The sequence below is a fragment of the Variovorax nivicola genome, from assembly GCF_051216475.1.
In the GTDB taxonomy this organism is placed as follows: Bacteria; Pseudomonadota; Gammaproteobacteria; order Burkholderiales; family Burkholderiaceae_C; genus Variovorax.
This window is the reverse complement of the sequence record NZ_JBPJZK010000005.1, coordinates 358757-384187: the sequence shown is the minus strand read 5'-3', so window position 1 is coordinate 384187 and position 25431 is coordinate 358757. Positions and strand designations below refer to the sequence as shown.

Genomic DNA, 25431 nt, shown 5'->3' with positions numbered 1-25431 from the left:
TTGTCTCGTCTTCTTGTTCATCAATGCGCCTTGTCCCAGTTGGGACCAACGCCGATCTCGGCCAGCAGCGGCACCTTCAGCGCGGCCACGCCGGCCATGAGACGAGGGATTTCAGTGCGCACCCATTCGATCTCGGCCTCGGGCACTTCAAACACCAGTTCGTCGTGCACCTGCATGATCATCCGAGTGCCGCGTTTCTCCTCGTCAAGCACGTTCTGTACCTTGACCATGCTGAGCTTGATCAGGTCGGCGGCCGTGCCCTGCATCGGCGCGTTGATGGCCGCGCGCTCGGCGCCGCCGCGGCGCGGGCCGTTGGGCGAATTGATCTCGGGTAGGTAGAGGCGCCGGCCGAACACGGTCTCCACGTAGCCCTGCTCCTTGGCCTGCGCCTTGGTCTCGTCCATGTAGGCCTTCACGCCCGGGTAGCGCGCAAAGTAGCGCTCGATGTAGGAGGCCGCGGCCTTGGTCTCGATGCCGAGGTTGCGCGCAAGGCCGAAGCTGCTCATGCCGTAGATGAGGCCGAAGTTGATGACCTTGGCATAGCGGCGCTGCTCGCTCGACACCTGGTCGGGCGTGGAGCCGAACACCTCGGCGGCCGTGGCGCGGTGCACGTCGATGCCGTCGGTGAAGGCGCGCAGCAGCGACTCGTCGCCGCTGATGTGGGCCATGATGCGCAGTTCGATCTGCGAGTAGTCGGCGCTGGCGATCACGCTGCCCGCCGGCGCCACGAAGGCCTCGCGTACGCGGCGGCCTTCGGGCGTTCGGATCGGAATGTTCTGCAGGTTGGGGTCGTTGCTGCTGAGGCGGCCCGTGACGGCCACGGCCTGCGCATAGTGCGTGTGCACACGGCCGGTGCGCGGGTTGGCGAGCTGGCCGAGCTTGTCGGTGTAGGTGCCCTTGAGCTTCGACAGGCCGCGGTGTTCGAGGATCTTGGCCGGCAGCGGATAGTCTTCAGCCAGTTTCTCGAGCACCTCCTCGTCGGTGCTGGGCGCGCCGCTCGGTGTTTTCTTGACCACGGGCAAGCCCAGCTTGGTGAAGAAGATCTCGCCAATCTGCTTGGGCGAACCGAGGTTGAAGGGCTGGCCGGCGATGTCGTAGGCCTCCTGCTCCAGCTCCATGATGCGCTTGCCGAGCTCGTGGCTCTGCGTGGCCAGCGTGGGGGCGTCGATCAGCACGCCGTTGCGCTCGACGCGGTAGAGCGCCTCGCTCGAATCCATTTCGAGCTGGTAGATGAAGCGCAGTTTTTCATCGGCTTCCAGGCGCGGCCACAGGGTGTTGTGCACGTCGAGCGTCTGGTCGCTGTCCTCGCACGAATACTCCGCCGCCTTGGCGATGTCGACCTGGCTGAACGAGATCTGGTGCGCGCCCTTGCCGCACAGGTCTTCGTACGAAATGCCGCTGCGGCCCAGGTGGCGCTCGGCCAGGCTCGAAAGACCGTGCGGCTTGTGCACTTCAAGCACGTAGCTCTGCAGCATGGTGTCGTGCGCGTAGCCCTGCACCTCGATGCCATGGTTGGCGAACACGTGGCGGTCGTACTTGATGTGCTGGCCGAGCTTCTTCTTTGCGCCGTTCTCCAGCCAGGGCTTGAGCTTCGCCAGCACCGCGTCGATGGGCAGCTGCTCGGGCGCGTCGGGGTAGTTGTGCGTGAGCGGGATGTAGGCCGCTTCGCCGGGCGTGACGCTGAAGCTCACGCCGACGATCTGCGCGACCATCTCGTCGAGCGAGGTGGTCTCCGTGTCGATGGCCGCGAGGTCGGCCGCTTCGAGCTTCGCGAGCCAGGCGTCGAACTGCGCCCAGGTCGTGATCGTGTCGTACTTGAGATTGCTCGCAGGGGCGGCGGCTTCCTGCGCTTCGAGCTCGGAGGGTTCGTCGAACAGGCCGCCCTGGTCGCTATCGGCCTTGGAGGCAGTCTTCTTCTTGATGTTCTCTTCGATCAGCTCGGGCGGCACTTCCTGTGCTTCGAGCGACTTGACCAGGCTCTTGAAGCCGAACTTCTCGTAGAAGGGTTTCAGCTCGGCCGTCTGCGGCGCGCCGACGGGCAGGCCTTCGAGCGACGGCAGGCCGGTGACGTGGCCGTCGAGGTCGCAATCGGTGCGAATGGTGACGAGGCGCTTGCTCAGCGGCAGCTTGTCGATGGCCTGGCGCAGGTTCTCACCCGCGGCGCCCTTCACTTCGGCAGCGCGTTCGATCAATGCATCGAGCGAGCCGTATTCGAGCAGCCATTTGGCTGCGGTCTTGGGGCCGACCTTCGGTACGCCGGGCACGTTGTCGACCGTGTCGCCCACTAGCGTCTGGTAGTCGATCATCAGGTTCGGCGGCACGCCGAACTCGGACGTCACACCCGCCACGTCGCGCTTCTTGCCGTTCATCGTGTCGATGATGGTGATGTGCTCGTCGACCAGCTGGCTCAGGTCCTTGTCGCCGCTGGACACGATCACCTCGACGCCCTGCGCGGCGGCGACCTTGGCGAGCGTGCCGATGACGTCGTCGGCTTCCACGTCGGGCACGCTGAGCACGGGCCAGCCGAGCAGCTTCACCACTTCGTGGATGGGGTCGATCTGGCTACGCAGGTCGTCGGGCATGGGCGAGCGGTTGGCCTTGTACTCGGGGTACCAGTCGTCGCGGAAGGTCTTGCCGGGCGCGTCGAAGATGCAGGCCGCGTAGTCGGCGCGCACCTCGCGGCGCAGCGCGGTCATCATGTTGATCATTCCCCGGATGGCGCCGGTCGCCGGGCTCTTGGGATCGCCGGGCACGGCCCGCAGATCGGGCATTGCGTGGAAGGCGCGGTAGAGGTAGCTCGAGCCATCGACGAGCAGCAGCGTTTTCTTGTCGGTCATCGGGCCATTTTGCCGTGCCCGCGACGGCGTCCGAAGCCACGACGGCACGAGGTGTCAACCGACGCCCCGGAACCGGGGGCGAGCCTACAATCAAGGCATGCCTAGCTCCACACTCCTGGTCGCCCGCCGCATCCTGCTGGCGCTGGCTTTCGCAGCCCCCTTTGCCGCCGTACAGGCGCAGCAGCCCGCAGCCGCCCCCGCGGCGGCCCCGGCCGCATCGCTACCAAATCAGGAGCAGGACAAAGCTGAAGGCCGACGCAACCAGAAGGTCGAGAACATCCATACCGAGGACAGCGGTGCCTCGGTCGACGAAGTCCGCTACGGCGGCCGCACGCAGAGCATCAACGTCACGCCCAAGGCCAACGTGCCGGGCTACGAAGTGCTGCCGGCCGACGCGTACACGGGACGCCAGGGTTCGTCTGAAACGGGCGCCAACGGCCCCCGCGTCTGGAACGTGATGAAGTTCTGACCGTGCGTTCTTTCGTCCTAGTTTTTGCAGCGGCAACGCGGCGCTGAGTACCGCAATGGCAGTTTTCACCGAAGTCAGTTTCGGCGAGGCAGACGCGCTCGTCCAACGTCTGGGCCTGGGCCCGCTGCGCGAACTGCGCGGCATCGAGGGCGGCATCGAGAACACCAACTACTTCGCGACCACCGAGTCTGGCGAGTTCGTGTTGACGCTGTTCGAGCGCCTGAGTGCCGAGCAGCTCCCTTACTACCTTTGTCTGATGAAGCACCTGGCGGCTGCCGGCCTGCCTGTGCCCGCGCCCGTGGCGGCAGCCGAGCCCGCTGCCGCCGAGAAGCCCAGGAAGAACCAGCCGCCCGTGCCCGCCGAGGCCGCGTGCGACCTGCTTCAAATCGTCGCCGGCAAGCCCGCGGCGGTGGTGCAAAAGCTCTCCGGCCACAGCGAACTGGCTCCCAGTGCGGCACATTGCGCCGAACTGGGCGCGATGCTGGCGCGCATGCACCTCGCGGGGCGCGACTACCCCCGCATCCAGCCGAACCTGCGCGGCCTTCACTGGTGGAACGAGACGGTGCCAGTGGTGCTCCCATACATCGAGGAATCGCAGGCCGCCCTGCTGCGCGCCGAACTGGCCTACCAGAACCACGTTGCCGAGTCGTCGGCCTATGCGGCCCTGCCGCGCGGCCCGGTGCATGCCGACATGTTTCGCGACAACGTGATGTTCGCGACCGGCGGCGATGCCGGCGCCACGCCGCGCCTGACCGGTGTGTTCGACTTCTACTTCGCCGGCACCGACACTTGGCTGTTCGACTTGGCCGTGTGCCTGAACGACTGGGCCATCGACCTGCCGACCGGCCGGCACGATGCCGAACGCGCCGACGCGCTGCTGTCGGCCTACGAAACCGTGCGAAAGCTGAACGCCGCCGAGCGCGCCCTGCTGCCCGCGATGCTGCGCGCCGCGGCGCTGCGCTTCTGGATTTCCCGGCTCTGGGACTTCCATCTGCCGCGCGAGGCGAGCATGCTCAAGCCCCATGACCCCACGCACTTCGAACGCGTGTTGCGCGACCGCGCCACCCACCCGCATGCCATGGCACAGGCCCTCGAGCCGCTGCTGGCTGCCTGACCTCTACACATGAAACTCAACCTCGTGCCGGCGCGAACCGGCGTCGAATGGGTCCGCCTCGGACTCAAGAACTTCTGGCGGCAGCCGCTGGCTTTTGTCTCGCTGTTCCTGATGTTCATGGCGCTGATCACGAGCATTTCGCAGCTGCCGCTGATCGGTAGATTCATTCCGTTCGTGCTGCTGCCGTTCTCCACGCTGGGCTTCATGGTCGCGGCGTCGGTGGCCGACGCCTCGGCGGCCAACACCGATCTTCCCGGAGACGCGGTCGGCGTGAAAAAACCGACTGGCGCGCTCATGTTCCTGTCAGTGGCGCGGGCCATGCGAACGGAATGGCGCGCGCTGGCGGTACTTGGTGTGATCTCGGCGGTGTATTGCTTCCTGACCGTGTTCCTGACGGCGCTGGTCGATGGCGGCCAGTTCATGCGCAGCTACCTGCTGGGCGAAACCCCGACGAAGGAAGTGCTGGAAAGCAGCCGCTTCCAGATGGCGAATCTGCTTCAGATGTGCCTCGCGCTGCCGCTGGTCGCGGCGATGTGGCATGCCCCCGCGCTGGTTCACTGGCACCGGGTGGAGCCGGTGAAGAGTATTTTCTTCAGCCTGGTGGCGATGTTCCGGAATTTCGGCGCCTATGCGCTGTACTGGCTCGCGTGGTGCGGCGTGCTGGTGCTTGGCCTGCTGGCGGCGGCGCTGGTCGGCACCATCGTGATCGGCGTGGGCTCGCTGGGCTCGGACACCGGCGCAATGGCCATCGGCAACATCCTGATGGTCGGCACGGTGCTGACGCTCGCCGCCATGGCGCAGGCGTCGAACTGGTTCACCTTCCGCGACACCTTCAATCCGGACTGAGCGCCGCCGCTGCAAGCGGCGCCCTGAACTCAGATCGGCGTGAGCTTGGCCACCGACAGCGCCAGCCACTTCACGCCATGCCGCGCGAACTTGACTTGCGCGCGCGCGTCGTCACCGGTTCCTTCGAGCGCGGTCACCGTGCCTTCACCGAACTTGTTGTGAAACACCTGCATGCCCGACCGCAGGCCGTGTGAAGGCGCGGTCTTCTGCGGCGGCACGGGCGGGCTGGCGAAGGTGTCCTTGTCGCGGCTGCTGCTGTTGCCGCCGCCATAGCCACTGCTGTAGCCGCCACCACCGCCGCGCGTGCTCGCGTAGCCCCCGCCATAGCCGAAGGCCGACGGCGTGAAGCCCTGGTTCTTGGGCGTGAGCCACTTCAGCGCGCCTTCGGGCAACTCGTCGAAGAAACGGCTCTTGACGTTGTAGCGGGTCTGGCCGTGCAGCATGCGCGTCTGCGAATGGCTCAGGTACAGGCGCTTGCGGGCGCGCGTGATCGCCACGTACATCAGGCGGCGTTCTTCCTCGAGGCTCTCGAAATCGCTCATCGAGTTCTCGTGCGGGAACAGGCCCTCTTCCATGCCGGTGATGAACACGCAGTCGAACTCCAGGCCCTTGGCAGCGTGCACGGTCATCAATTGCACCGCGTCCTGCCCGGCCTGCGCCTGGTTGTCGCCCGATTCGAGCGCGGCGTGCGTGAGGAACGCGGCCAGCGGGCTCAGCGTTTCGCCGGTTTCGGCGTCAGGGGCAAGTGGCTCATCGAGCACCGGGCGGCTCGGGTCGATGCCCTGGCTCGCGGGCGACTGGCGCAATTCGTCGACCGGCAGCGCCACGGCGTCGCGGCCGAAGCCTTCTTGCGTGACGAAGCTCTCGGCCGCGTTCACGAGTTCGTCCAAGTTCTCGATGCGGTCGGCGCCTTCACGGTCGGCCTTGTAGTGCTCGACGAGGCCGCTGTGGTCGAGCACCAGCTCGATGATCTCGCGCAGGCTCACGCCCTGGGTCTGCTCGCGCAGCACGTCGATCTTGGCGACGAAGCCCGTGAGGTTCGCGCCCGCCTTGCCGCCGACGACGCTCACCGCATCGTGCAGCGAACGCCCGGCCGCGCGCGCCGCGTCCTGCAGGGTTTCGAGCGTGCGCGCGCCGATGCCGCGCGGCGGGAAGTTGACGACGCGCAGGAAGCTGGTGTCGTCGTCCTTGTTCTCAAGCAGGCGCAGGTAGGCCAGCGCGTGCTTGATTTCGGCACGCTCGAAGAAGCGCAGGCCGCCATACACACGGTACGGCACAGAGGCATTGAAGAGCGCCGTTTCGATCACCCGGCTCTGCGCGTTGCTGCGGTAGAGCACGGCCATCTCCTTGCGCTCGTAGCCGTCGCGTGCGAGCTGGCGCATTTCCTCGACCATCCACTGGGCTTCGGCAAGGTCGGTGGGCGACTCGTACACGCGCACGGGCTCACCTGGCCCCTGGTCGGTGCGCAGGTTCTTGCCCAGGCGCTTCTTGTTGTGGCTGATGAGTTCGTTGGCCGAGTCGAGGATGTTGCTGTAGCTGCGGTAGTTCTGCTCCAGCTTGATCTGGTGGCGCACGTCGAACTCGCGCACGAAGTCAGTCATGTTGCCCACGCGCGCGCCGCGAAAGGCGTAGATGCTCTGGTCGTCATCGCCCACGGCGATCACGCTGCTGCTCTCGCTCGGTGTGAACTGGCCCGCGACGGTATTGCCCGTGAGCATCTTGATCCACGCGTACTGCAGGCGGTTGGTGTCCTGGAACTCGTCGATCAGGATGTGGCGGAAGCGCCTCTGGTAGTGCTCGCGCACCGGGTCGTTGTCGCGCAGCAGTTCGTAGCTGCGCAGCATGAGCTCGCCGAAGTCGACCACGCCTTCGCGCTGGCACTGCTCTTCGTAGAGGCGATAGAGCTCGACCTTCTTGCGGTCGTCGTCGCTGCGCACTTCGACGTCGCCGGGGCGCAGGCCGTCTTCCTTGGCGCCGGCGATGAACCACTGCGTCTGCTTGGCCGGGAAGCGCTCGTCGTCGACATTGAACTGCTTCATCAGGCGCTTGATGGCCGAGAGCTGGTCTTGCGTGTCGAGGATCTGGAAGGTCGACGGCAGGTTGGCCAGCTTCCAGTGCGCGCGCAGCAGGCGGTTGCACAGGCCGTGGAAGGTGCCGATCCACATGCCGCGCACGTTGACGGGCAGCATCGCCGTCAGCCGCGTCATCATTTCCTTCGCGGCCTTGTTGGTGAAGGTCACGGCGAGGATGCCGCCGGCGGAGACCTGGCCCGTCTGCAGCAGCCAGGCGATGCGGGTGGTGAGCACGCGCGTCTTGCCGGAACCGGCGCCGGCCAGGATCAGCGCGTTGCCCTCTGGCAGAGTGACCGCGGCGAGTTGCTCCGCGTTCAGGTTCTGGAGCAGCGGCAGCGCTGGGGGGTGGGCGTCAGCCGCAGGATCGTTAAACAACATCATGCGATTGTAGAAACCACGGCGTATGCGGGTTATATGAAGAACCGGAAGACCTGCCTTTGCGAGACCGCGTAAAATCAATCACCGGGCCCAAGTTTCTTGCGCCCGGTTTTTTGTGGGCGTTTTCCTTGCAGAACGCACCGCAAAAGCCGGCCGGACCAAGCGCTCATTCGTTTCTTTCAACGATTCCTTTCAGGAGCCTGGTCATGCAAATTTTCGATTACGACAACATCCTTCTGCTCCCGCGCAAGTGCCGCGTGGAGAGCCGCTCCGAGTGCGACACCAGTGTCACGCTGGGTGAGCGCAGCTTCCGCCTGCCGGTGGTGCCCGCCAACATGAAGACGGTGGTCGACGAGTCGATCTGCCTGTGGCTGGCGCAGAACGGGTATTTCTACGTGATGCACCGCTTCGACCTCGACAACGTCAAGTTCGTCAAGGAGATGCAGGGCAAGGGCGTGTTCGCATCCATCTCGCTGGGCGTGAAGAAGGCCGACTACGACACCGTCGACCAACTCGTGGCGCAGGGCCTCGTGCCCGAGTACGTCACGATCGACATCGCGCACGGCCACGCCGACAGCGTGAAGAACATGATCGGCTACCTGAAGGAAAAGCTGCCCAAGACCTTCGTGATTGCCGGCAACGTCGGCACGCCCGAAGCGGTGATCGACCTCGAGAACTGGGGCGCGGACGCGACCAAGGTCGGCATCGGCCCGGGCAAGGTCTGCATCACCAAGCTCAAGACCGGCTTCGGCACAGGCGGCTGGCAGCTATCGGCGCTCAAGTGGTGCGCGCGTGTGGCGACCAAGCCGATCATTGCCGACGGCGGCATTCGCGACCACGGCGACATTGCCAAGAGCGTGCGCTTCGGCGCGTCGATGGTCATGATCGGCTCGCTGTTCGCGGGGCACGAGGAATCGCCGGGCAAGACGGTCGAGGTCGACGGCGCGCTGTTCAAGGAGTACTACGGCTCCGCCAGCGACTTCAACAAGGGCGAGTACAAGCACGTCGAGGGCAAGCGCATCCTCGAGCCCATCAAGGGCAAGCTGGCCGAAACGCTGATCGAGATGGAGCAGGACGTGCAGAGCTCAATCAGCTACGCGGGCGGCCGCGCGCTGATGGACATCCGCAAGGTCAACTACGTCACGCTGGGTGGCGACAACGCGGGCGAGCACCTGCTGATGTAGGCCCCACCCGGGCGCCGGTCAGGCTTCCAGCAGCTGCACCGCGTGCCGGTGCAGGGTGTGGGCCGGGTCGGCAAGCGCGTCGACCACATCGAAGTGGTTGAGCCCCGGGAGCACCTCGCACACCGGCACGGTGTTGCGTCCCCACGCCTCGCGGATCATCGCGTTGTGGCGGATGAACTCTTCGCTCTCCCCGCCCCCAGCAGCGGCGTAGAGCTGGCCGCGTTTGGGCGCCGGCCACAGTGCCGGGCTGGCACGCAGGGCGTCTGCATCGGTCAGCTTCAGCACATTCTCGAGAAACGGCGTGCGCTGCAGCGGACGAAGGTCGTAGAGGCCCGAGATCGACAGCGCGTTGCGCACGAGCTGTGCGGGCAGATCGGGCGCGACCGCTTTCCAATCGCAAGCCAGCAGCGCAGCCGCCATGTGCCCGCCAGCCGAATGGCCCGCGACGGTGATCCGCGAAGGGTCGCCGCCATGGGCCGCAACGTGGCGCCAAGTCCATTCGAGCGCACGCACCATCTGCAGCAGGATGCCCGGCACCGTGACGGGCTGCGCCGGTGTGCCGGGGCACAGCGCGTAGTTGGGCTGGACCACGCAGATGCCGCGGTCATTGAACGCTGGCGCAATGAAGGAATGGTCTTTCTTGTCCATCGCGCGCCAGTAGCCGCCGTGGATGAAGACCAGCACTGGCGCGTCGGGCACCGGTGCGGGGAAGATGTCGAGCGTTTCGTTCACGCCCTGGCCGTAGGGAAGATCGATCCGCGCCGGCAAGGCCTCGCGCGCCGCGGCCGATTCGCGCGCCCATCGCTCGAAGTACGCAGGGTGATCTTTGACCCGTGCGAGGTTGTTGTACATGCCTTCCAGCCAGGCGGGGTCGAACGAGGCCATGCGATCTTTGCTCCGTGTTTCGCGAGGCGCGCATCTTGGCACGGCAGGGTGCGCCAAAACAGGAGTTCCGGTTAAAATTCGCCCTGCGTTGGGGGGGTAGCTCAGCTGGGAGAGCGCCGCGTTCGCAATGCGGAGGTCGTGAGTTCGATCCTCATCCTCTCCACCAACCAATACAGAAAAGGCCTTGGCATACGCCAGGGCCTTTTCTTTTTTCCGGCTCAGGTATCGAGCGTCAGATGCTGGCCGTGCAGCGCTGCGGCGCCCGGCGATGCAAGGAAGCCGATGGTCTGCGCGGCAACCGAGGTCGACACCCAGTCAGCCGGATTCGCGTCAGGCATCGCCTGCCGATTGGCCGGCGTGTCGAGTACGCTCGGAGCCACGCTGTTGATGTTGACGCCATGCGGCGCCGCCTCGGCTGCCATGGCTTCCACCAGGCGCTGCAGCGCACTCTTCGAAGCGATGTACGCGGCCATGGCCGGCACGCCGCGCGCCGCGACCTTTGCCGTTACGGCGATGACGCTGCCTGCACGACGCTCGATCATCGAGGGCAGCACAGCCTGCGTCACCGCCACGAACGACCATGCGTTGAGATTCATCATCCGGTCCCAGCTCGCGCGCGTGAGTGCATGTGTTGCCTCGCCCATTTCAAAGCCGCCTGCGATGTGGACCAGCGTGTCGATGCGGCCGAAGGACTTGAGCGCCTGCTCCGCGAGGGCAGCCATCTCTGACGTGGAAGTCACGTCGCCCGCCAACAGGAGATGCTGCGAGTTGTCGAGGCCCGGGAAGACCTCCGCAAGACGACCTGCATGGTGGTCGACCAGCGCAAGGCGCGCGCCCTGGTCGATGAAGTGCTGAGCCACAGCACGGCCCAGTGCGCCTGCGGCGCCGGTGATCAAGACATGGGGCGTGGTGTTGGCGTCGCTCATCGAAATTCTCCTGGTTGAGAGGGCCGCGCCCCCGTCGGTAGAGGCGAATCCTAACGCCGCGACCTACAAATTTTTTGGACGGGCAGAAATTCTGGGATATACTCGTGGTCTTGCCAGAAAACACCAAATGTTTTCAACGCAAGGGCTCTTAGCTCAGTTGGTAGAGCAGCGGACTCTTAATCCGTAGGTCGAGTGTTCGAGTCACTCAGGGCCCACCAACCAACATCGCGTCATCGCTGGAACGCCCGCTACTCAAAAGGTAGCGGGCGTTTTTCATTGCGGCTGCTACCTCATGTATTGAGTGGGAGTGGCACCAAACGTGCGCTTGAACAAGGCAATGAACGCACTGATGTTGCTGTAGCCGAGTTCGAGGGCAACGGTCGTGACGGAGTGCCCCTCGGCCAGGAGCTCCAACCCACGCAGCAAGCGTGCACGCTGCCGCCATGTTCCAAGGCTGTATCCGGTCTCCACGGGAAAGCGACGGTTCAGTGTGCGAGGCGAAATATTCGCCAACCCGGCCCAGGCGTCCAACGAACGATCGTCAGCGGGCTGCGCCAGGAGCTCTTGCGCGATCTTCAGCAGCGATGGGCTTGTCGGCATCGGCAGGCTGAGCTCTTCGATCGGCAAGGACCTGATCTCGTTGACCACGACGAGTTCGAGCAAACCTCGCATCGCTCCAGCAGGCTCACTGTTGAGACTTTCAAGCCGTCGCACTGTCTCGCGCAACAGGGCCGAGATACGAAGCGTCGCCGGTCGTTCAGGCAGCCCCTCACCCGCGCCGCTCTGAACATAGATGCTCCACGTGTCGACCTGTCCGTGCGCACTCGCCCAGTGCAGTTGTCCGGGCGGTATCCACACCGCGTGCACGTTCGGCACAAGCCATTTGCCGAACTCCGTGCCAAGCGTCAGCAGGCCTCGCCAAACCCCGAGGAGCTGCCCTCGTCCGTGGCTGTGAGGCTCCACCAGCGAACTCCCTTCGACGCATTGGGAAACAACGATCACCAGAGGCCCTGCGGCGTCATCTTTCAGGTCCGCAAGGTCAAGCTGCTGGGTTGTCGAGGACATGGCGCAAATGAGCTATTGAATGGCCTGAACAGCATAGCAACGCCAGGCTCAAAAACCTAGCATCGATCCAACACTTCAGAGCAGATGACCGCCATGCAAGCCCAAGACACCCTTCCCGACAGCGCCCCGGCAGTCGACAGCGAGGACCGAGGAAAAGAGCGCGACGTCGTCGTACTCGACGAGTTGTACGCCGCGCCATCCCCGATGATCCAGAAGGCGGTGTCCAGCAGACTGACCGAGTACCACCGCCCCTACCTGGAAGCCGCGACGTTCTTCTGCCTCTCGACGGGACGCAAGGGCTCGGGCCTTGACGCTTCTCCGCGCGGCGGTCCACCTGGCTTCGTGCACATGCTCGATGCCCAGACGCTCGCGTTCGCAGATTGGCCAGGCAACAACCGTATCGAATCACTGAAGAATCTGCAGGACGACAACAGGGTTGCAATGCTCTTCCTGTTTCCCGGACTGGATGTGTTCATGCGCATCAATGGCCGCGGGCACATTTCCATTACGCCGGATCTGCTTGGCAGGCTTGCCGAGCGAGGCAAACATCCCAAAGCAGCCGTCGTGATCACGGTCGAGGAAGCCTTGTTCCACTGCGGCAAGGCCGTCAATCGCGCGCGGTTGTGGGATCCGACCGCTCTCCTGGATCGAAATTCCCTGCCATCTGTCGGAACGGTGCTGGTCGCACTTGCGGAGCTGAACGACGTCTCTGCGTCAGTCCTGGATGCGAAGTACCAGGACGCGGTCAAACACGATTTGTACTAACACGGAGCAACACATGACATCCAAAGTTTGGTTCATCACAGGCACGTCTCGAGGACTCGGACGCGCATGGGCGCAGGCGGCGCTGGAACGCGGCGACAAGGTCGTGGCAACGGCCCGCTCCATGGAGGCGCTACAGCCGTTGGCGGCGAAGTACGGCGACGCCGTGCTGCCAATGTCCCTCGACGTCACGGATCGCGACGCAGTGTTCGCAGCGATGGACGCGGCGGTTGCTCGCTTCGGCCGACTCGACGTCGTTGTCAGCAACGCCGGCTATGCGTTGTTCGGCACCATCGAAGAAAGCAGCGAGCCGCAGGCGCGCGCGCAGTTCGAGACCAACCTCTTCGGAACGCTCTGGGTCATTCAGGCGGCGCTTCCCCACCTGAGGGCGCAAGGCGGAGGGCACATCCTGGTGACCTCGAGCGTGGCGGGGGTCATCACCTTCCCCACTGCCGGCGTCTACAACGCAACCAAATGGGCCGTCGAGGGGCTTGTGGAGACGCTCGCATCGGAAGTCGGGGCCTTCGGCATCAAGGTGACGCTCGTCGAGCCCGGCGGCTACGACACGGACTGGCGAGGAAGCTCGGCCATCAACGCTGAACCGATGCACGTCTACGAGGGGCTGCGCCAGAAGATCAAGGCCCTCAGCGCTACCCGAACGCTGGGCAATCCGGCTGCCACGGCTACGGCGATCCTTGCCGCCGTCGATGCAGAGGAGCCGCCGCTGCGACTCTTTCTTGGAAAGGCTTGCTTGCCCGCCGCGAAACAGGCCTATTCGCAACGCATGTCGACCTGGGAAGCCTGGGCTGCCGTGTCCGAGGGAGCACAAGGCTGATCTGCGGACCGGCGGTGAGCCGGACTATCAGGAAGCGGCTCCCTGCCGCGCGATCCAGTCGTCGACACAGCGCTCGAGCAGATCGCGCCGCTCACCCACCTCGGCCATCAGGTACTGGCGCGCATGTGCCTGCGCCAGTTCGCTCGACAGGAACCATTGCTCGCGCTCCAGGCTTCCCTGTGCCGGCGGCGCACCCCATGCCGAACTGCCGAGAAAGGCCTCGGTGACGGGCAGTCGTCCATCGGTCTTGCCGATGTCCGACAAAGCGTCGCGCGCGCCGCCGAGGACGATGCGCACCTGCACGACCTCCTCGTCCGCCTCGATGGAGGCTGCTAGACCGCCCGATTGATGCACGTGCCAGAGCTGCGTTGCAGAAGCATTGCGGACCCAACTCTCCAGAGCGCGCGTCAAACTTTCGAGAATGATTTCTTTGTTCATACGGCAATATTTCACGGTTTTGTCTGTCACATACAACCTGCTTCGGACCCGACCTGCAAAAGACACCCATTGGGCATGGCATCTTGTACCTGCTGTCACGCATCACAACAACAAGAGACACAGGGATATCAACTTCGAAGCCAAAAAGCTCGTTCGGCCCGCTCATGCGGGTATTTTTTTGTCCGGCCGCAGCCAGGGCCAATGACGATGTTCGGAGGCCACAGAATGTGACCTGCCTCGGACCCCGCTTCGGGCGTGAGCTATATTTCCTCCCATGGAAAAGGCGTCCGACATAGGCAAACCCACCGTCCCCATCGACCTGATCGGGCCAGACCACTGGCCGCGCTCGAAGCGCGGCTCGGGTCGTGCCACCAAGGTGATCCTCGCGGTCGTGGGTGGCTTGGCGGCCGCAGGCCTGATCGCCTACCGCTTCTTCGGGCGCTGACCACCGATCCTCCACGCGAAAAAAAGCCCGCCGTCCGGAAGACAGCGGGCTTTTTTCATGGGCATGGGTCAAGGTCACAGCCCAGCTCTCACTGAAGCCGCGAGCCCTTGGGCAGCCGCTTGGCCAGCCACTCGTGCACGTCCGCACGGATATTGCGGCCTTCAAGCAGAAAGTTCTCATAGCGGCTCGGCACATAAGGCAGGTAGACCAGCGGCATGCCCGCTTCCTCCGGCGTGCGCGCAGCCTTGCGGTTGTTGCAGACCGCGCATGCACTCACGAGGTTGGTCCAAGTCCAAGGGCCTCCGCGCGACTCGGGCAGCACGTGTTCGCATTGCAGGTCGCGCTCGTGGAACACGCCCGCGCAGTAGGCGCAGGTGTGGCGGTCGCGGCGTAGCAGCTTGCTCTTGGTGACACTCGGAATCACGTCGAAGAGGTTGATCTTCGACGCACCGCGCAGCGCGATGATCGGCGCCACTTCGACGCGCGACTGCACACCGCGCGCCACGTTGAAGCCGCCGCGCAGCGTGGCCAGCGGCAGGTCGCCGTCTTCCCATGCGACCGAGCCGGTCGCGTAGTGCAACACCGCCTGCTCCAGCGAAATCCAGGCTTGCGGCGTGCCCTGAATATCGAGTTGCAGGACGTGAGGGTGCATGACTCGCCTCCTTTCGCGGCGATGGTTGTGAGGTTGAATGAAATGAAGCCATGGGGTGCACGAACGGAATCGAACCGTCGTCAGCGGGACCACAACCCGCGGCTCTGCCGTTGAGCTACGTGCACCATAAGAAAAAGACGAGCAGCCGACTCACCACTCGCCGACCGCGCGCACGCGCTGGTCGAGATCGAGGCCTTCGAGCGGCGCCTCGCGACCCGGCGACGCCGGCGCGCATTCGTTCGCGCGGCGTGCATCGGTCACGATGCCGAAGCGTTGGGCCAGGGCCAGCACCATGCGCTTGCGCGGTTGTGCCGGGCGCACGGTGATCATCCGGATCGGGGTGTTGCGCTTGCGCATGATGGCTCCTTGGTTGTGTGACAGCTGAACAATGAAATGGCCCCACGTGCACGACTCGAACGTGCAACCCCTTGCTTCGTAGGCAAGTGCTCTGATCCATTGAGCTAACGCGGGTCGAAAAACAAAAAGTGTCCGGTTACGAGTTCCGGCGCCGCCCAATCTTTGCGGCCGGTTTCCGCAGGAGGGCCATCTGCAATGGCCCGGTCCCGCTCGGGTTCGGTGTTGTTCAAAAAAAAACGGTGACCCGCTTTCCATTTCGGTTGTGTCCTCACGCGACGGGCAGCGCGCTGGGCGCTGCCCCGTACGACGTCGCTGCACAGGAGAGATCAATTCCTGCACATCCCGCCAGACCGTCTACGCGGTGGGCTCTGGCGGTGTGGTGAAGGCACACCCGAAATGGCAAACAAGAAACCAAAAACAAAAAGGCCCGGAACCTTGCGGTGTCCGGGCCTCTGTATGAGAGAGCTTGGAAGGTGTGCGCTTATGCGCAACCTCCACCCGGTAGCACCTGATCCTCGATTTTTCCAACGCGCAGGCTGGCTGCGGCTTTCGTGGAATACACGTGGCTCTGGTGCTGATTCAGTCGGAACGACGGCATGCCGTCGAAACCACCACACGCCCAGACGCGCACGAGCGATCGGCCCGAGGCGGGTCGAATGCTGGTGAGGTTCAATGCGGTGTTCACGATGGTTCCTGAGTCAAAAATTGCCGCTGTCGGCTGTAAAGGGTTGGAAAAAGGGTACGGCTTTGGGCCGCGATTGAGGGCAACTGTAAATAGTGTTTACGAGTGCGTCAACAACCGGGACAATCTTTTTTTGTCTTGTTGTTGTTTTTGAACAGTGCCCAATATCACCGTCGCGCGCCGCCGCAATGCTCTCGCGCTGCACCGCCGCTTTCTCGAAGAGGCCGTTGCCGCGGGCCTGCCCGCCAAGGGGCTGGACCAGGCGTTTGCGAAGAAGATCGAAATCTCCCCCAGCATGTGGAGCCAGATCAAGAGTTCCCGGCCCATCGGCGACAACCTGGCACGGCAGATCGAGCGGCACTGCAACGTGGAGCTGGGCTGGCTCGACAAGGAAGATCGCCCTTCCGAGGTGCCCGATGCGGCAGAAGAGCGCTTCATTGCCGCCGCGCGCGAGGCATGGCGCACGGCCAATGCCAAGGGGAAGAAAGAGCTCAGTGGCTGGCTGAAGAAGCGCGCACAGGACGCTGCCAGCAACGAGCCTGCGACCTGAATAAAGCTCAGCCCAGCTCCGGCGCGTTGCGCAGGATGGCCGCGCGCATGTCGTCCGGAATAGCAATGGCGCGATGCGTCTCCAGCGAAGTCGTCACGATCACCTGCGTCATCTGCATGCGCACTTCGCCCGTCGCGGCACTGAAGCAGCGCACCGCCAACGTCATCGAACGCGAGCCCAACCGCTGCACCGTGAGCCCGAGGAGCACCTGGTCGCCCATGCGACTCACGGCGCGGAAGTCGACATCGAGCTTCACGGTCGGCAGGCCGATGCGGCGCTGCGCCACCAGGCCGTGGTAGCTGAGTTCCAAGCCTTCATTAACCCAGTCCTCGATCAGCCCGTTGAGCATCACGAAGTACTGCGGATAGAAAACGATGCCCGCCGGGTCGCAATCCGAAAACCGGATCAGCCGTGGCCTGCGGAACTCGTTGCTCGCAGCCGCCAGATCGACGTGCGTGTCGTCGCTCATCCTCAGCCCTCCTCGCCCGACGGCTCGCCGCGCATCACATGCACGCGCAGCAGGCCAAGCTGCGTGTGCAGCTGCTTGACCGTCTTCATGTCGAGCCCCGAGAACATCTCGAGGATCCACTGCTCGTGCTCGCTCGCCATCGTCTCGAAGGTGCGGCGCCCCGTGGGCGTGAGGCTCACGATCCACGCACGGCGATCGTCGGGGCTGGGCGCGCGCGCCACCATGCCTTCGCGTTCGAGTTCGTCGGTCAGGCCCGTGACGTTGCCGCCGGTCACCATCAGGTAGCGCGAGAGCACGCGCATCTTCAGGCCGTCCTCGTAGCGGTAGAGCTGCGCCATGTAGTCGAAGCGCGCCAGCGAGATGCCGAAGCGCTCGCGCAGCCGGCGCCGGATCTCGGCCTCGATCTGCGTGGTGCTGGCCAGCATGCGCAGCCACAGCTTGAGCATCGCGTGGTCCTCGTGGCCCGCGCGGGCTTCGTGACCCAGTTCTTCCGCATCGCTCAGCGCGGCGTGCGAGGCATCGTTGTTGCGTGTCATGTCACTTCTCCCCCTGAAACCGAGATGGACTGCCCGGTGACCGACGCCGCACCAGGCCCGCACAGCCAGCGCACGGCATCGGCCACCTCGGACGGCTGCACGATCCGCTTCTGCGGATTGACGCTGGAAAACTCCGCCAGTGCATCGGCCTCGCTGCGCCCGGTCTTGCCGACCACGTTGGCGACGCTGTTGCGCAGGATGTCGGTGTCGGTGTAGCCCGGGCACACGGCATTCACCGTGATGCCCTTGCGCGCCACCTCGAGCGCCAGCGAGCGCGTGAGCCCGATCACGCCATGCTTGGCCGCGGTGTAGGCCGCCACGTAGGCATAGCCCTTTTGCCCCGCCGTGCTAGCGATGTTGACGATGCGACCCCAGCCGGTGTCGAGCATGTCGGGCAATGCCGCCTGCGCGCAGAGGAAGCTGCCGGTGAGGTTGACCGACAGCATCCGTTGCCAGAGCTCGAACGAGGTTTTGAGGAAGGGCGCGCTCTCTGCCGCGCCAGCGTTGTTGACGAGAACAACGACCGGGCCCCGCGCGGCGCGGGCCTCGGCGAACGCCGCCTGCACCGCCTCGGGGCTGGCCACGTCGGCAGCCACGACGCCATGCCCGCTGCCCGCGAGCGAATCGGCCACGCGCTGCAGCGCCTCACGGTCACGGCCCAGGAGCGTCAGGACAGCGCCCTCGGCGGCCAGGGTACGGGCGATCTCGGCGCCGATGCCGCGTGCCGCGCCCGTGACGAGCGCGTGGCGGCCAGTGAGTGAATTTGATTGCATACCTGAATGTTTTAGTTCTGAATCATTTTAACGGAGTGCGCCGGCCAGGGTTGTCAGCGCATGAAACGGCCGCCGTTGAGGTCCAGCGTGGCACCCGTCATGAAGGCGGCTGCTGGGGAAGCGAGATAGACCACGGCTGCGGCCACCTCTTCGGGCAAGCCGAAGCGGCCGAGGGGAATGCCCGCCCGCAGCGCCCACTGCTTCGCAGGCTCCATGGCGTCGAGCGCAGGGCTGCGGATCGCCGCAGGGGCCAGCGCATTCACCGTCACGCCGTGCGGCGCGAGTTCTTGCGCGAAAGACCGCGTCAGTGCCAGCAACCCGGCCTTGCTCGCTGCGTAGTGCGCGCCAGTCGCGGTGCTGGCCTGCTGCCCGGCCATTGACGTCAGGTTGACGATGCGACCCGCGCCGCGCTCGCGCATGTGCCGCCCGGCAATGCGGCAGCCGAAGAAGCTGCCGCGCAGGTTGACGGCGAGCACGTCATCCCACTCTTCAGGCGTGATGTCCCAGAGCGATGTGGTCGGCGTGCGCGCCGCGTTGTTGACCATGACGTCGACGGCGCCGAAATGTGCAACGGCCTTGTCGAAGCAAGCGGAGAACGCCGCCTCGTCACGCACATCGAGTTGCAAGGCGAGCCCGCCGACCTCTGCCGCGGCGGCCTCGGCATTCGCAAGCTCGATATCGGCCAGGGCCACGCGCGCCCCGGCCTCCGCCAGCCCACGCGCAATGGCCGCTCCCAACCCTTGCCCCGCGCCCGTCACGAACGCCACGCGTCCTGAAAGCGGGAGCAGCGCTGCGCTCGTCATGTCGTGCCTCAGGCCCTCGCGGGCCGGCCGTCCCAGGTCTGCGGCCCCACGCCGCGCTCGCGCAGCTTGAACTTCTGCACCTTGCCGTTCTCCGTGCGCGGCAGGTCGGCCAGCACATCGATGTAGCGCGGCACGGCGAAGTACGGCAGGCGCCCTTCGCAAAAGCGCGCGAGCTCGGCGGGATCGATCGACACGCCCTCGCGCGCCACCAACGCCGCCATCACCTCGTCCTCAGCCAGTTCGGAGCGCACCGGATACACCGCGCACGAGGCCACGCCCGGGTGGCTCAGCAACACCTGCTCGACCTCGAACGAGGAGATGTTCTCGCCGCGCCGACGGATCGCATCCTTGATGCGGTCGACAAATCGGAATGCGCCGTCGGCATCGCGCACCACGCGGTCGCCAGTGTGAAACCAGAGATTGCGCCAAGCCTCGACCGTCTTCTCCGGCATGTTGAAGTAGCCGCTCGCGAAGGCATACGGCTCGTCCGCACGCAGCAGCAGTTCGCCAGCCTCGCCGGCTGGCAGAGCCACATCGTCTTCATCGGCCACGCATGCCTGGAAGCCCGGGCGCAGCCAGCCCATGACACCGCCGCGCGGCGAATTCGGCGCGGTGGCGATGGCGAAGTTGGTTTCGGTCGAGCCGTAGCCTTCGAGTAGCGACACGCCTGTGCGCGCCTTGAACGCGATGCCAGCTGCGGACGGCACGCCGGGCCCCAGCCCGATGCGCACGCGGTGATCGCGTTCACCGGGCCCTTCCGGCTGCGCGAGCAGGATCGGCACCATCGCGCCCAGCAGATACACCACCGTCGCCCCGCTCGAGCGCATCGTCGGCCAGAAGCCCGATGCCGAGAAGCGCGACTCGAACACCACCTGAGCGCCCGTCAGCGCGGCCTGCGCGAAGGTGTTGAGCGCGTTGATGTGAAAGAGCGGCAGCGTGGTGCACAGCACATCGTCGGCGCCGACGCCGAGCACTTCCGCGCTGTTCACGCCCCACCAGAAGTACTGCGCGTGCGGGCAGATCACGCCCTTGGCCGGCCCTGTCGTGCCGGAGGTGTAGAGGATCGCGAGCGGGTCGCCGGGCTGCACCGTCGCCGGTTCGATGGACTCCCCGCTCTCGGGATACGCCACAACGCGCACACCTTCAGGCGCTCGCCACGCGTTGGATGCCGCTTCACCAACCACCCAGACCTCTCGCAACGCTGTGCGCGCCAAATCCGCCGTGACCAGTCGCTCCAGAAAGCCCGCCTCGATCACCAGCAGCTTCGCTTCGCTGTTCGCCAGGAAGTATTCGATCTGCGGCCCCATCGATGCCGTGTTGACCGGCACCATCGATGCCCCCAACCAGCCCGCACCGAGAAAGCTCTCTAGAAACTCGATGCGGTTTCCGCACATCACCGCAATGCGATCGCCACGCGCCACACCGGCCGCCGCCAACGCGCCTGCACGCACAGCGGCAGCCCACGCCGCATCGCCATGGGTCCACTCGCTCCCAGCGATCCGCAGCAGCGCACGCGAGCCGAACAGCTCGGCCTGTCGCTGCAGCATCGCCGGCAGCGTGCGCTGGGCAGGCGGCACGGCGCGCGGATCACTCGTCATCGTGCGTGCCTCCGCCCAGATAAGTCGCCTGCACCCGCGGATCGCTCGCCAGCTCGGCCGAAGCGCCCGACAGCGCGATCTCGCCCGTCTCCAGCACATAGCCCTCGTCCGAGCTTTCGAGCGCAGCGCGTGCGTTCTGCTCCACCAGCAGAATCGACACGCCGTCTTCCCGCAGCTTGCGCACGATGGTCAGGATGTCGCGCACGATCAGCGGCGCCAGACCCAGGCTGGGCTCGTCGAGCATCAGCAGACGCGGCGCCGACATCAGCGCGCGTCCCACGGCCAGCATCTGCCGCTCGCCGCCCGACAGCGTATCTGCGCGCTGCGAGCGCCGTTCGGCCAGCCGCGGAAAGCGGTCGTACACCGACTGCAGCCGCTTCTTCATCGCATCGCCACGCAGCCGCTTGGCGTACGCGCCGAGTTGCAGGTTGTCGAGCACGGTGAGCTCACCGAACAGCTCGCGCTTCTCGGGCACGAGGCACAGCCCACGTTCCACGCGCGCTTCCACGTCCAGCCCCTGCAGGTCTTCGCCTTCGAAACGCAGCGTGCCCTTGCAGGGCAGCAGGCCCATGGCAGCCGCCAGCAATGTCGTCTTACCAGCGCCGTTCGGCCCGATCACCGAAATGATCTGCCCAGGCTGCAAGTCCAGCGATACCCCGCGCACCGCCTCGACTTGTCCGTACGACACGTGCAAGTCGCCAATCTCCAGCATCGCGGTCATACAACGCTCCCCAGGTAAGCCGCTTGCACACGCTCGTCCGCGCGCACCGCCGACGGCACGCCCTCCACGAGCTTGGAGCCGAAGTTCATCACCACCAGTCGGTCCACCAGTTTCATCACGAAGTCCATGTCGTGTTCGACGATGAGGATGGTCACCCCCTCCTCGCGCAGCTTGCGCAGCAAATCGCCGAGTGCCATTTTTTCCTTGCGGCGCAGGCCGGCGGCCGGCTCGTCGAGCACCAGCAGCACAGGGTCGGCGGCCAGAGCGCGCGCAATTTCCAGGATGCGCTGCGTGCCCAGCGGCAAGCTGCCCGCAAGTTCGTGCGCGCGGTCGCCCAGGCCGATGCGGTCGAGCTGGCGTTGCGCCTCCTGCAGGATCTGGCTTTCTTCCATGCGATCGAGCCGCAGCCCCGCCTTCAGGATGCCCGAGCGCGTGCGCGAATGCGCGCCAAGCGCCACGTTGTCCAGCAGGCTCATGTGCGGGCGCAGCTTCACGTGCTGGAAGGTGCGCGCCAGCCCCAGCCGCGCCACCTCGCGCTGCGGCATGCCGGCGATGTCGTGGTCCAGAAAGCGCACCTGGCCCGCGCTCATCGGCAGCGTGCAGGTCAGCAGGTTGAACATGGTCGACTTGCCCGCGCCGTTCGGCCCGATCAGCCCGACGATCTCGCCGGCCTTCACATCGAAGCTCACGTCGTTGACCGCGATAAGCCCGCCGAAGCGCTTGACCGCGCCGTTCACAGACAGCACCTGCGAGCCGCGCTGGGGCAGCGTGCGATGCGTCAGGGGCTCGACCGGCGGCGCTTCATGGCGCGACGGCCCTTGCGCAGCACCGCGACGGCGCGTCCAGCGGCGCAACAGCCCCATCACGCCGCCACGCGCAAAGTGCAGCAGCAGGATGAACAGCGCGGCGAAGGCCACGGCCTCCAGCTGGCCGGCGCGCTGCGTGAGCATCGGCAGCACGTCCTGCAGGCCGTTCTTCAGCACCAGCACCAGCGCGGCGCCCACCAGCGCGCCCCCCAGTTGGCCAAGACCGCCGGCCACAGCCATCAGCAGGTACTCGATGCTGGCGCGCACGTCGAAGGGCGACGGGCTCACGAAGCGATTCATGTGCGCATAGAGCCAGCCCGCCAGCCCCGCGAACAGCGCGGCTGTCACGAACAGCGAGAGCCGCACGCGGTACGCATCCGCCCCCACGCTCGCCAGCAGCGTCGCACCGCCGCGCAGCCCGCGAATCGCGCGCCCTGGCCGCGACTGCAGCAGGTTGTGGCTGAACAGGCAGGCCAGCCCGACCACCACCCAGATCAGGTAGTACATCGCGCGCGGATCGGCCAGCGACCAGCCCGCGACCTGCAGCGCCGGAATGTTCGACAGCCCCGTGTGCCGCCCGAGCGCATCGACGTTGCCGAACAGCATCGCGATCGACAACCCCCAAGCGATGGTGCTCAGCGGCAGGAAGTGCCCGCCGAGCCGCAGCGTGAGCATGCCGATGGCCAGCGCCGACAGCCCGGTGAGCAGCAGCGCGAACAGCAGCCCGATCCAGGGCGACATGCCCTGCGCCGTCGTCAGCCATGCGGTGGCATAAGCCGCGATGCCCACGAAGGCCGCCTGCCCGAACGAGGTGGCGCCACCCACGCCCGTCAGCAGAACGAGGCCCAGCGCCACCAGCGCGCCGATGCCGATATCGTTGAGCAGCGAGACGGTGAAGCTGCCCGCCAGCACCGGCACCAGTGCCAGCACGACGACCACGAGGCCGATCCAGCCCACGCGTTTTCGGTTGGCGTTCATTGGTCCACCTCGTCTTCTTCCTCTTCGGCGTGTGTGGCCATGAAAGACCGCAGCATGAGCACCGGGATCAGCAGGCTGAACACGATCACGTCCTTCAGCGCACCGCTCCAGAACGAGGCAAAGCTCTCCACCACACCGACCGCGAGCGCACCAATGGCCGTCATCGGGTAGCTCACGAGTCCGCCGATGATCGCGGCCACGAAAGCCTTCAGGCCGATGATGAAGCCCGAGTCGTAATACATCGTCGTCACCGGCGCGATCAGCACGCCGATCAGCCCCGCCAGCAGCGAGGCGCAGCCGTACGCCAGCAGCGCTGTGCGCACCGGCCGGATGCCGACCAGCCGCGCGCCCACCCGGTTCACAGCCGTGGCGCGCAGCGCCTTGCCCGCCACCGTGCGCTCGAACACCAGGAAGAACAGCCCGCTCAGTACGATGGCCGCTCCCACCATCAGCACCACCTGCCCGCTGACGGTGAAGCCGTCACCCAGCGTGAACACCGCACTGGTCAGCGGCGTGGTGCGCGAACCCTCGGGCCCGAAGAACAGCAGGCCCAGCCCCGACAGCAAAAAGTGCAGCGCCAGCGACACGATCAGCAGCACCAGCACCGATGCATCCGCGATCGGCTGGAACACCACCCGCGCCAGCAGCGGCGCGATCGGCACCACCAGCAGCACCGCCACCGCGATGTGCACCGCCACCGGCACGCCCGGCCGCGCCGCCAGCCATGCGAGCACGCACGGAATGGCGGGCAGCACGCCCCACATCAGCACCGCCTTCGGAATGCGCGCGGCTTCGCCGCGACGCAGCAGGCTGCCGATCTCGGTGGCCAGGGCCAGCGCGGCCAGCACCGCGACCATGCCGATGGTCGGCGGCACGCGGTCGGTTTCGAAGGCCGCGAGCGACAGGGCCGCAAAGGCCGCGATGTCGCCGAACGGCACGAACACCACCCGCGTGACGGAAAAGATCAACACCAGCCCGAGCCCGGCCAGCAGATAGACGGCCCCGTTGGCCAGGCCGTCGGTGAGGAGAATCAGCGCCACGTCCCATGTCATCGCGCAGCCCTCCGGAAAAGCAAAGGCGAGAGGTTCAAGGTGCGAGCTTCCATTGGCCGTTGTCGAGCTTGACGATCACGCGGGCGCGTTCGTCCACGCCGTAGAGACTGCCGGGCTTGAAGGTATAGACGCCATGCGTGCCCACCACTTCCTTCGTGCTGAAGATGGCATCGCGCAGCGCCACGCGGAACTCCGGCGTGCCCGGCTCCGCCTTCTTCATGGCGCGCGAGGCGGCATCGACGAACACCAGCCAGCCGTCGAACGAATAGGCCGAGAAGGCATCGCTGGTCGGTGCGTTGTTGACCTTCTGGAACACGGCACGGAAGTCGGTCGCGATCTTCTTGGTCGGGTAGTTGTCCGGCAGCTGCTCGGCGACGATCACCGGGCCTGTGGGCATCAGCGCGTTCTGGCCGGCCGCGCCGACCACGCGCACGAAGTCGGGGTTGATAAGGCCGTGCTGGCCGTACACGCCGCCCTTGAAGCCGCGCTCCTGCAGCGCAAGGAACGGCAGCGCGCCCGGCGTGCCGGCACCGCCGGTCATCACCGCGTCGGGCCGCAGCGCCACGATCTTCAGCACCTGGCCCGTCACTGAGGCATCGGCACGCGCATAGCGCTCGTTGCTCACCACTTTGATGCCGGCACCGGGCGCGGCCTTCATCAACGCGTCGTAGACCAAGTCGCCCCACGCGTCGGAGAAGCCGATGTAGCCAACGGTCTTCACGTTGTTGCGCTTCATGCGCTCGACGACCGCATCGATCATCAGTTGCGTCGGCTGCGCCACGGTCATCACCCACGGGTTCTCGTTGGGGTCGAGCAGGATGGGCGTGAGGCCGATCATCGGCGTCTTCGCCTCCTTGCCCACCTGCGCCATCGCGATGGCAGCCGGCACGCCCGATGTGCCCATGAGCACGTCGACTTTTTCTTCCTCGATCAGCTTGCGCGCGTTGCGCCCTGCCGTGGTGGGGTCGGAGCCGTCGTCGAGCACGACGAGCTGGATCTTGCGGCCGTTCACCTCGCCCTTGTAGGCCAGCGCGGCCTGCATGCCCTTGGCATAGGGCACGCCCAGCGAGGAGTTCGGCCCCGACAGCGACACGCTGAGGCCGACCTTGAGGTCGGCCGCGAAGGCGCTCGCTATGCCACAGGCGGTCAGCGCCGCGGCGAGGGTGCCGCGCGTCAGGATCTGCATCAGGCTCTTCAT

Annotated in this window: 26 protein-coding genes and 4 tRNA genes; 10 read left to right on the top strand and 20 right to left on the bottom strand. The window is 65.7% G+C overall.

Features of this window, described 5'->3' with window-relative positions; all coding sequences use genetic code 11:
* Window positions 1–20 precede the first annotated feature (20 nt).
* Window positions 21–2837, bottom strand: coding sequence for a DNA polymerase I (gene polA, locus ACSFBF_RS22100; RefSeq protein WP_435470679.1), 2817 nt, complete (start codon window positions 2835–2837; stop codon window positions 21–23).
* A 97-nt stretch (window positions 2838–2934) separates the two neighbouring features.
* Here polA and ACSFBF_RS22095 point away from each other — a divergent pair, with 97 nt between their 5' ends.
* The 3 genes from ACSFBF_RS22095 to ACSFBF_RS22085 are packed head-to-tail and all read left to right on the top strand — an operon-like array spanning window position 2935 to window position 5266.
* The gene (locus tag ACSFBF_RS22095) at window positions 2935–3306 is read left to right on the top strand and encodes a hypothetical protein (RefSeq protein ID WP_093049875.1); all 372 of its coding nucleotides are present in this window, start codon (window positions 2935–2937) and stop codon (window positions 3304–3306) included.
* A gap of 55 nt (window positions 3307–3361) precedes the next feature.
* Window positions 3362–4420, top strand: a complete 1059-nt coding sequence (locus tag ACSFBF_RS22090; RefSeq protein WP_435470677.1) for a homoserine kinase — start codon at window positions 3362–3364, stop codon at window positions 4418–4420.
* 9 nt (window positions 4421–4429) lie between these two features.
* The gene (locus tag ACSFBF_RS22085; protein ID WP_435470675.1) at window positions 4430–5266 is read left to right on the top strand and encodes a BPSS1780 family membrane protein; all 837 of its coding nucleotides are present in this window, start codon (window positions 4430–4432) and stop codon (window positions 5264–5266) included.
* Between the two features lie 29 nt (window positions 5267–5295).
* Here ACSFBF_RS22085 and ACSFBF_RS22080 read toward each other — a convergent pair whose 3' ends face one another.
* Window positions 5296–7716 (bottom strand): UvrD-helicase domain-containing protein, encoded by a 2421-nt coding sequence (locus ACSFBF_RS22080; protein ID WP_435470673.1) that lies wholly within the window; start codon window positions 7714–7716, stop codon window positions 5296–5298.
* A 206-nt stretch (window positions 7717–7922) separates the two neighbouring features.
* Here ACSFBF_RS22080 and ACSFBF_RS22075 point away from each other — a divergent pair, with 206 nt between their 5' ends.
* Window positions 7923–8900 carry a GMP reductase gene (locus ACSFBF_RS22075; protein ID WP_435470672.1) on the top strand — a complete coding sequence of 326 codons (978 nt, stop codon included), beginning with the start codon at window positions 7923–7925 and terminating at the stop codon, window positions 8898–8900.
* An 18-nt stretch (window positions 8901–8918) separates the two neighbouring features.
* Here ACSFBF_RS22075 and ACSFBF_RS22070 read toward each other — a convergent pair whose 3' ends face one another.
* Window positions 8919–9785, bottom strand: coding sequence for an alpha/beta hydrolase (locus tag ACSFBF_RS22070; RefSeq protein WP_435470671.1), 867 nt, complete (start codon window positions 9783–9785; stop codon window positions 8919–8921).
* A gap of 90 nt (window positions 9786–9875) precedes the next feature.
* Here ACSFBF_RS22070 and ACSFBF_RS22065 point away from each other — a divergent pair.
* Window positions 9876–9951 (top strand) — tRNA-Ala (locus tag ACSFBF_RS22065).
* Window positions 9952–10003: 52 nt separating this feature from the next.
* On the opposite strand, the gene ACSFBF_RS22060 is transcribed toward ACSFBF_RS22065, so the two are convergent.
* Window positions 10004–10711, bottom strand: a complete 708-nt coding sequence (locus ACSFBF_RS22060; protein WP_435458742.1) for an SDR family NAD(P)-dependent oxidoreductase — start codon at window positions 10709–10711, stop codon at window positions 10004–10006.
* A 142-nt stretch (window positions 10712–10853) separates the two neighbouring features.
* On the opposite strand from ACSFBF_RS22060, the gene ACSFBF_RS22055 reads away from it, so the two are divergent.
* A tRNA-Lys gene (locus ACSFBF_RS22055) sits at window positions 10854–10929 on the top strand.
* A 67-nt stretch (window positions 10930–10996) separates the two neighbouring features.
* Here ACSFBF_RS22055 and ACSFBF_RS22050 read toward each other — a convergent pair.
* Window positions 10997–11776: an AraC family transcriptional regulator gene (locus tag ACSFBF_RS22050; RefSeq protein ID WP_435470668.1), complete on the bottom strand. Its 780-nt coding sequence runs from the start codon at window positions 11774–11776 to the stop codon at window positions 10997–10999.
* 93 nt (window positions 11777–11869) lie between these two features.
* Here ACSFBF_RS22050 and ACSFBF_RS22045 point away from each other — a divergent pair, with 93 nt between their 5' ends.
* Together ACSFBF_RS22045 and ACSFBF_RS22040 are read left to right on the top strand one after the other, a co-directional pair.
* The gene (locus tag ACSFBF_RS22045) at window positions 11870–12541 is read left to right on the top strand and encodes an MSMEG_1061 family FMN-dependent PPOX-type flavoprotein (protein WP_435470666.1); all 672 of its coding nucleotides are present in this window, start codon (window positions 11870–11872) and stop codon (window positions 12539–12541) included.
* Window positions 12542–12554: 13 nt separating this feature from the next.
* Window positions 12555–13373: an SDR family NAD(P)-dependent oxidoreductase gene (locus tag ACSFBF_RS22040; RefSeq protein ID WP_435470664.1), complete on the top strand. Its 819-nt coding sequence runs from the start codon at window positions 12555–12557 to the stop codon at window positions 13371–13373.
* 27 nt (window positions 13374–13400) lie between these two features.
* On the opposite strand, the gene ACSFBF_RS22035 is transcribed toward ACSFBF_RS22040, so the two are convergent.
* Entirely contained in the window at window positions 13401–13811 is a 411-nt protein-coding gene (locus ACSFBF_RS22035) for a hypothetical protein (RefSeq protein ID WP_435470662.1), read from the bottom strand.
* Window positions 13812–14085: 274 nt separating this feature from the next.
* Here ACSFBF_RS22035 and ACSFBF_RS22030 point away from each other — a divergent pair, with 274 nt between their 5' ends.
* Complete coding sequence (locus ACSFBF_RS22030; protein WP_176928697.1) at window positions 14086–14256, top strand: hypothetical protein; 171 nt, start codon at window positions 14086–14088, stop codon at window positions 14254–14256.
* 88 nt (window positions 14257–14344) lie between these two features.
* Here ACSFBF_RS22030 and ACSFBF_RS22025 read toward each other — a convergent pair whose 3' ends face one another.
* The 5 genes from ACSFBF_RS22025 to ACSFBF_RS22005 form a co-directional block, all read right to left on the bottom strand.
* The gene (locus tag ACSFBF_RS22025) at window positions 14345–14908 is read right to left on the bottom strand and encodes an HNH endonuclease (RefSeq protein WP_093172026.1); all 564 of its coding nucleotides are present in this window, start codon (window positions 14906–14908) and stop codon (window positions 14345–14347) included.
* Window positions 14909–14959: 51 nt separating this feature from the next.
* Window positions 14960–15033 (bottom strand) — tRNA-His (locus ACSFBF_RS22020).
* 25 nt (window positions 15034–15058) lie between these two features.
* Window positions 15059–15265: a short-chain dehydrogenase gene (locus ACSFBF_RS22015; protein WP_435470659.1), complete on the bottom strand. Its 207-nt coding sequence runs from the start codon at window positions 15263–15265 to the stop codon at window positions 15059–15061.
* Between the two features lie 37 nt (window positions 15266–15302).
* Window positions 15303–15379: transfer RNA gene (locus ACSFBF_RS22010), tRNA-Arg, on the bottom strand.
* Window positions 15380–15746: 367 nt separating this feature from the next.
* A complete protein-coding gene (locus tag ACSFBF_RS22005) occupies window positions 15747–15950 on the bottom strand; it encodes a hypothetical protein (protein ID WP_307615795.1) in 204 nt (67 codons plus the stop codon).
* Between the two features lie 154 nt (window positions 15951–16104).
* On the opposite strand from ACSFBF_RS22005, the gene ACSFBF_RS22000 reads away from it, so the two are divergent.
* On the top strand, window positions 16105–16497 hold the full coding sequence (locus tag ACSFBF_RS22000) for a hypothetical protein (protein ID WP_435470657.1): 393 nt from the start codon (window positions 16105–16107) through the stop codon (window positions 16495–16497).
* 7 nt (window positions 16498–16504) lie between these two features.
* Here the strand turns inward: ACSFBF_RS22000 and ACSFBF_RS21995 are convergent, their stop codons facing one another.
* Genes ACSFBF_RS21995 through ACSFBF_RS21955 form a run of 9 tightly spaced genes read right to left on the bottom strand, consistent with a single transcriptional unit; the run spans window position 16505 to window position 25431 of the window.
* Window positions 16505–16966 carry an acyl-CoA thioesterase gene (locus tag ACSFBF_RS21995; RefSeq protein ID WP_435470655.1) on the bottom strand — a complete coding sequence of 154 codons (462 nt, stop codon included), beginning with the start codon at window positions 16964–16966 and terminating at the stop codon, window positions 16505–16507.
* A 2-nt stretch (window positions 16967–16968) separates the two neighbouring features.
* Complete coding sequence (locus ACSFBF_RS21990; RefSeq protein WP_435470653.1) at window positions 16969–17502, bottom strand: MarR family winged helix-turn-helix transcriptional regulator; 534 nt, start codon at window positions 17500–17502, stop codon at window positions 16969–16971.
* Complete coding sequence (locus tag ACSFBF_RS21985; protein ID WP_435470651.1) at window positions 17499–18275, bottom strand: SDR family NAD(P)-dependent oxidoreductase; 777 nt, start codon at window positions 18273–18275, stop codon at window positions 17499–17501. Before ACSFBF_RS21985 ends, ACSFBF_RS21990 begins: the two co-directional genes overlap by 4 nt.
* Before the next feature lie 53 nt (window positions 18276–18328).
* Window positions 18329–19078 carry an SDR family NAD(P)-dependent oxidoreductase gene (locus ACSFBF_RS21980; RefSeq protein ID WP_435470649.1) on the bottom strand — a complete coding sequence of 250 codons (750 nt, stop codon included), beginning with the start codon at window positions 19076–19078 and terminating at the stop codon, window positions 18329–18331.
* An 8-nt stretch (window positions 19079–19086) separates the two neighbouring features.
* The gene (locus ACSFBF_RS21975) at window positions 19087–20676 is read right to left on the bottom strand and encodes an ATP-dependent acyl-CoA ligase (RefSeq protein WP_435470647.1); all 1590 of its coding nucleotides are present in this window, start codon (window positions 20674–20676) and stop codon (window positions 19087–19089) included.
* Window positions 20666–21397 carry an ABC transporter ATP-binding protein gene (locus tag ACSFBF_RS21970; RefSeq protein WP_007831224.1) on the bottom strand — a complete coding sequence of 244 codons (732 nt, stop codon included), beginning with the start codon at window positions 21395–21397 and terminating at the stop codon, window positions 20666–20668. Before ACSFBF_RS21970 ends, ACSFBF_RS21975 begins: the two co-directional genes overlap by 11 nt.
* Window positions 21394–23181 carry a branched-chain amino acid ABC transporter ATP-binding protein/permease gene (locus tag ACSFBF_RS21965; protein ID WP_435470644.1) on the bottom strand — a complete coding sequence of 596 codons (1788 nt, stop codon included), beginning with the start codon at window positions 23179–23181 and terminating at the stop codon, window positions 21394–21396. Before ACSFBF_RS21965 ends, ACSFBF_RS21970 begins: the two co-directional genes overlap by 4 nt.
* Window positions 23178–24233: a branched-chain amino acid ABC transporter permease gene (locus tag ACSFBF_RS21960; protein WP_093049773.1), complete on the bottom strand. Its 1056-nt coding sequence runs from the start codon at window positions 24231–24233 to the stop codon at window positions 23178–23180. The genes ACSFBF_RS21965 and ACSFBF_RS21960 overlap by 4 nt, the downstream gene beginning before the upstream one ends.
* A gap of 34 nt (window positions 24234–24267) precedes the next feature.
* On the bottom strand, window positions 24268–25431 hold the full coding sequence (locus ACSFBF_RS21955; protein ID WP_258350608.1) for an ABC transporter substrate-binding protein: 1164 nt from the start codon (window positions 25429–25431) through the stop codon (window positions 24268–24270).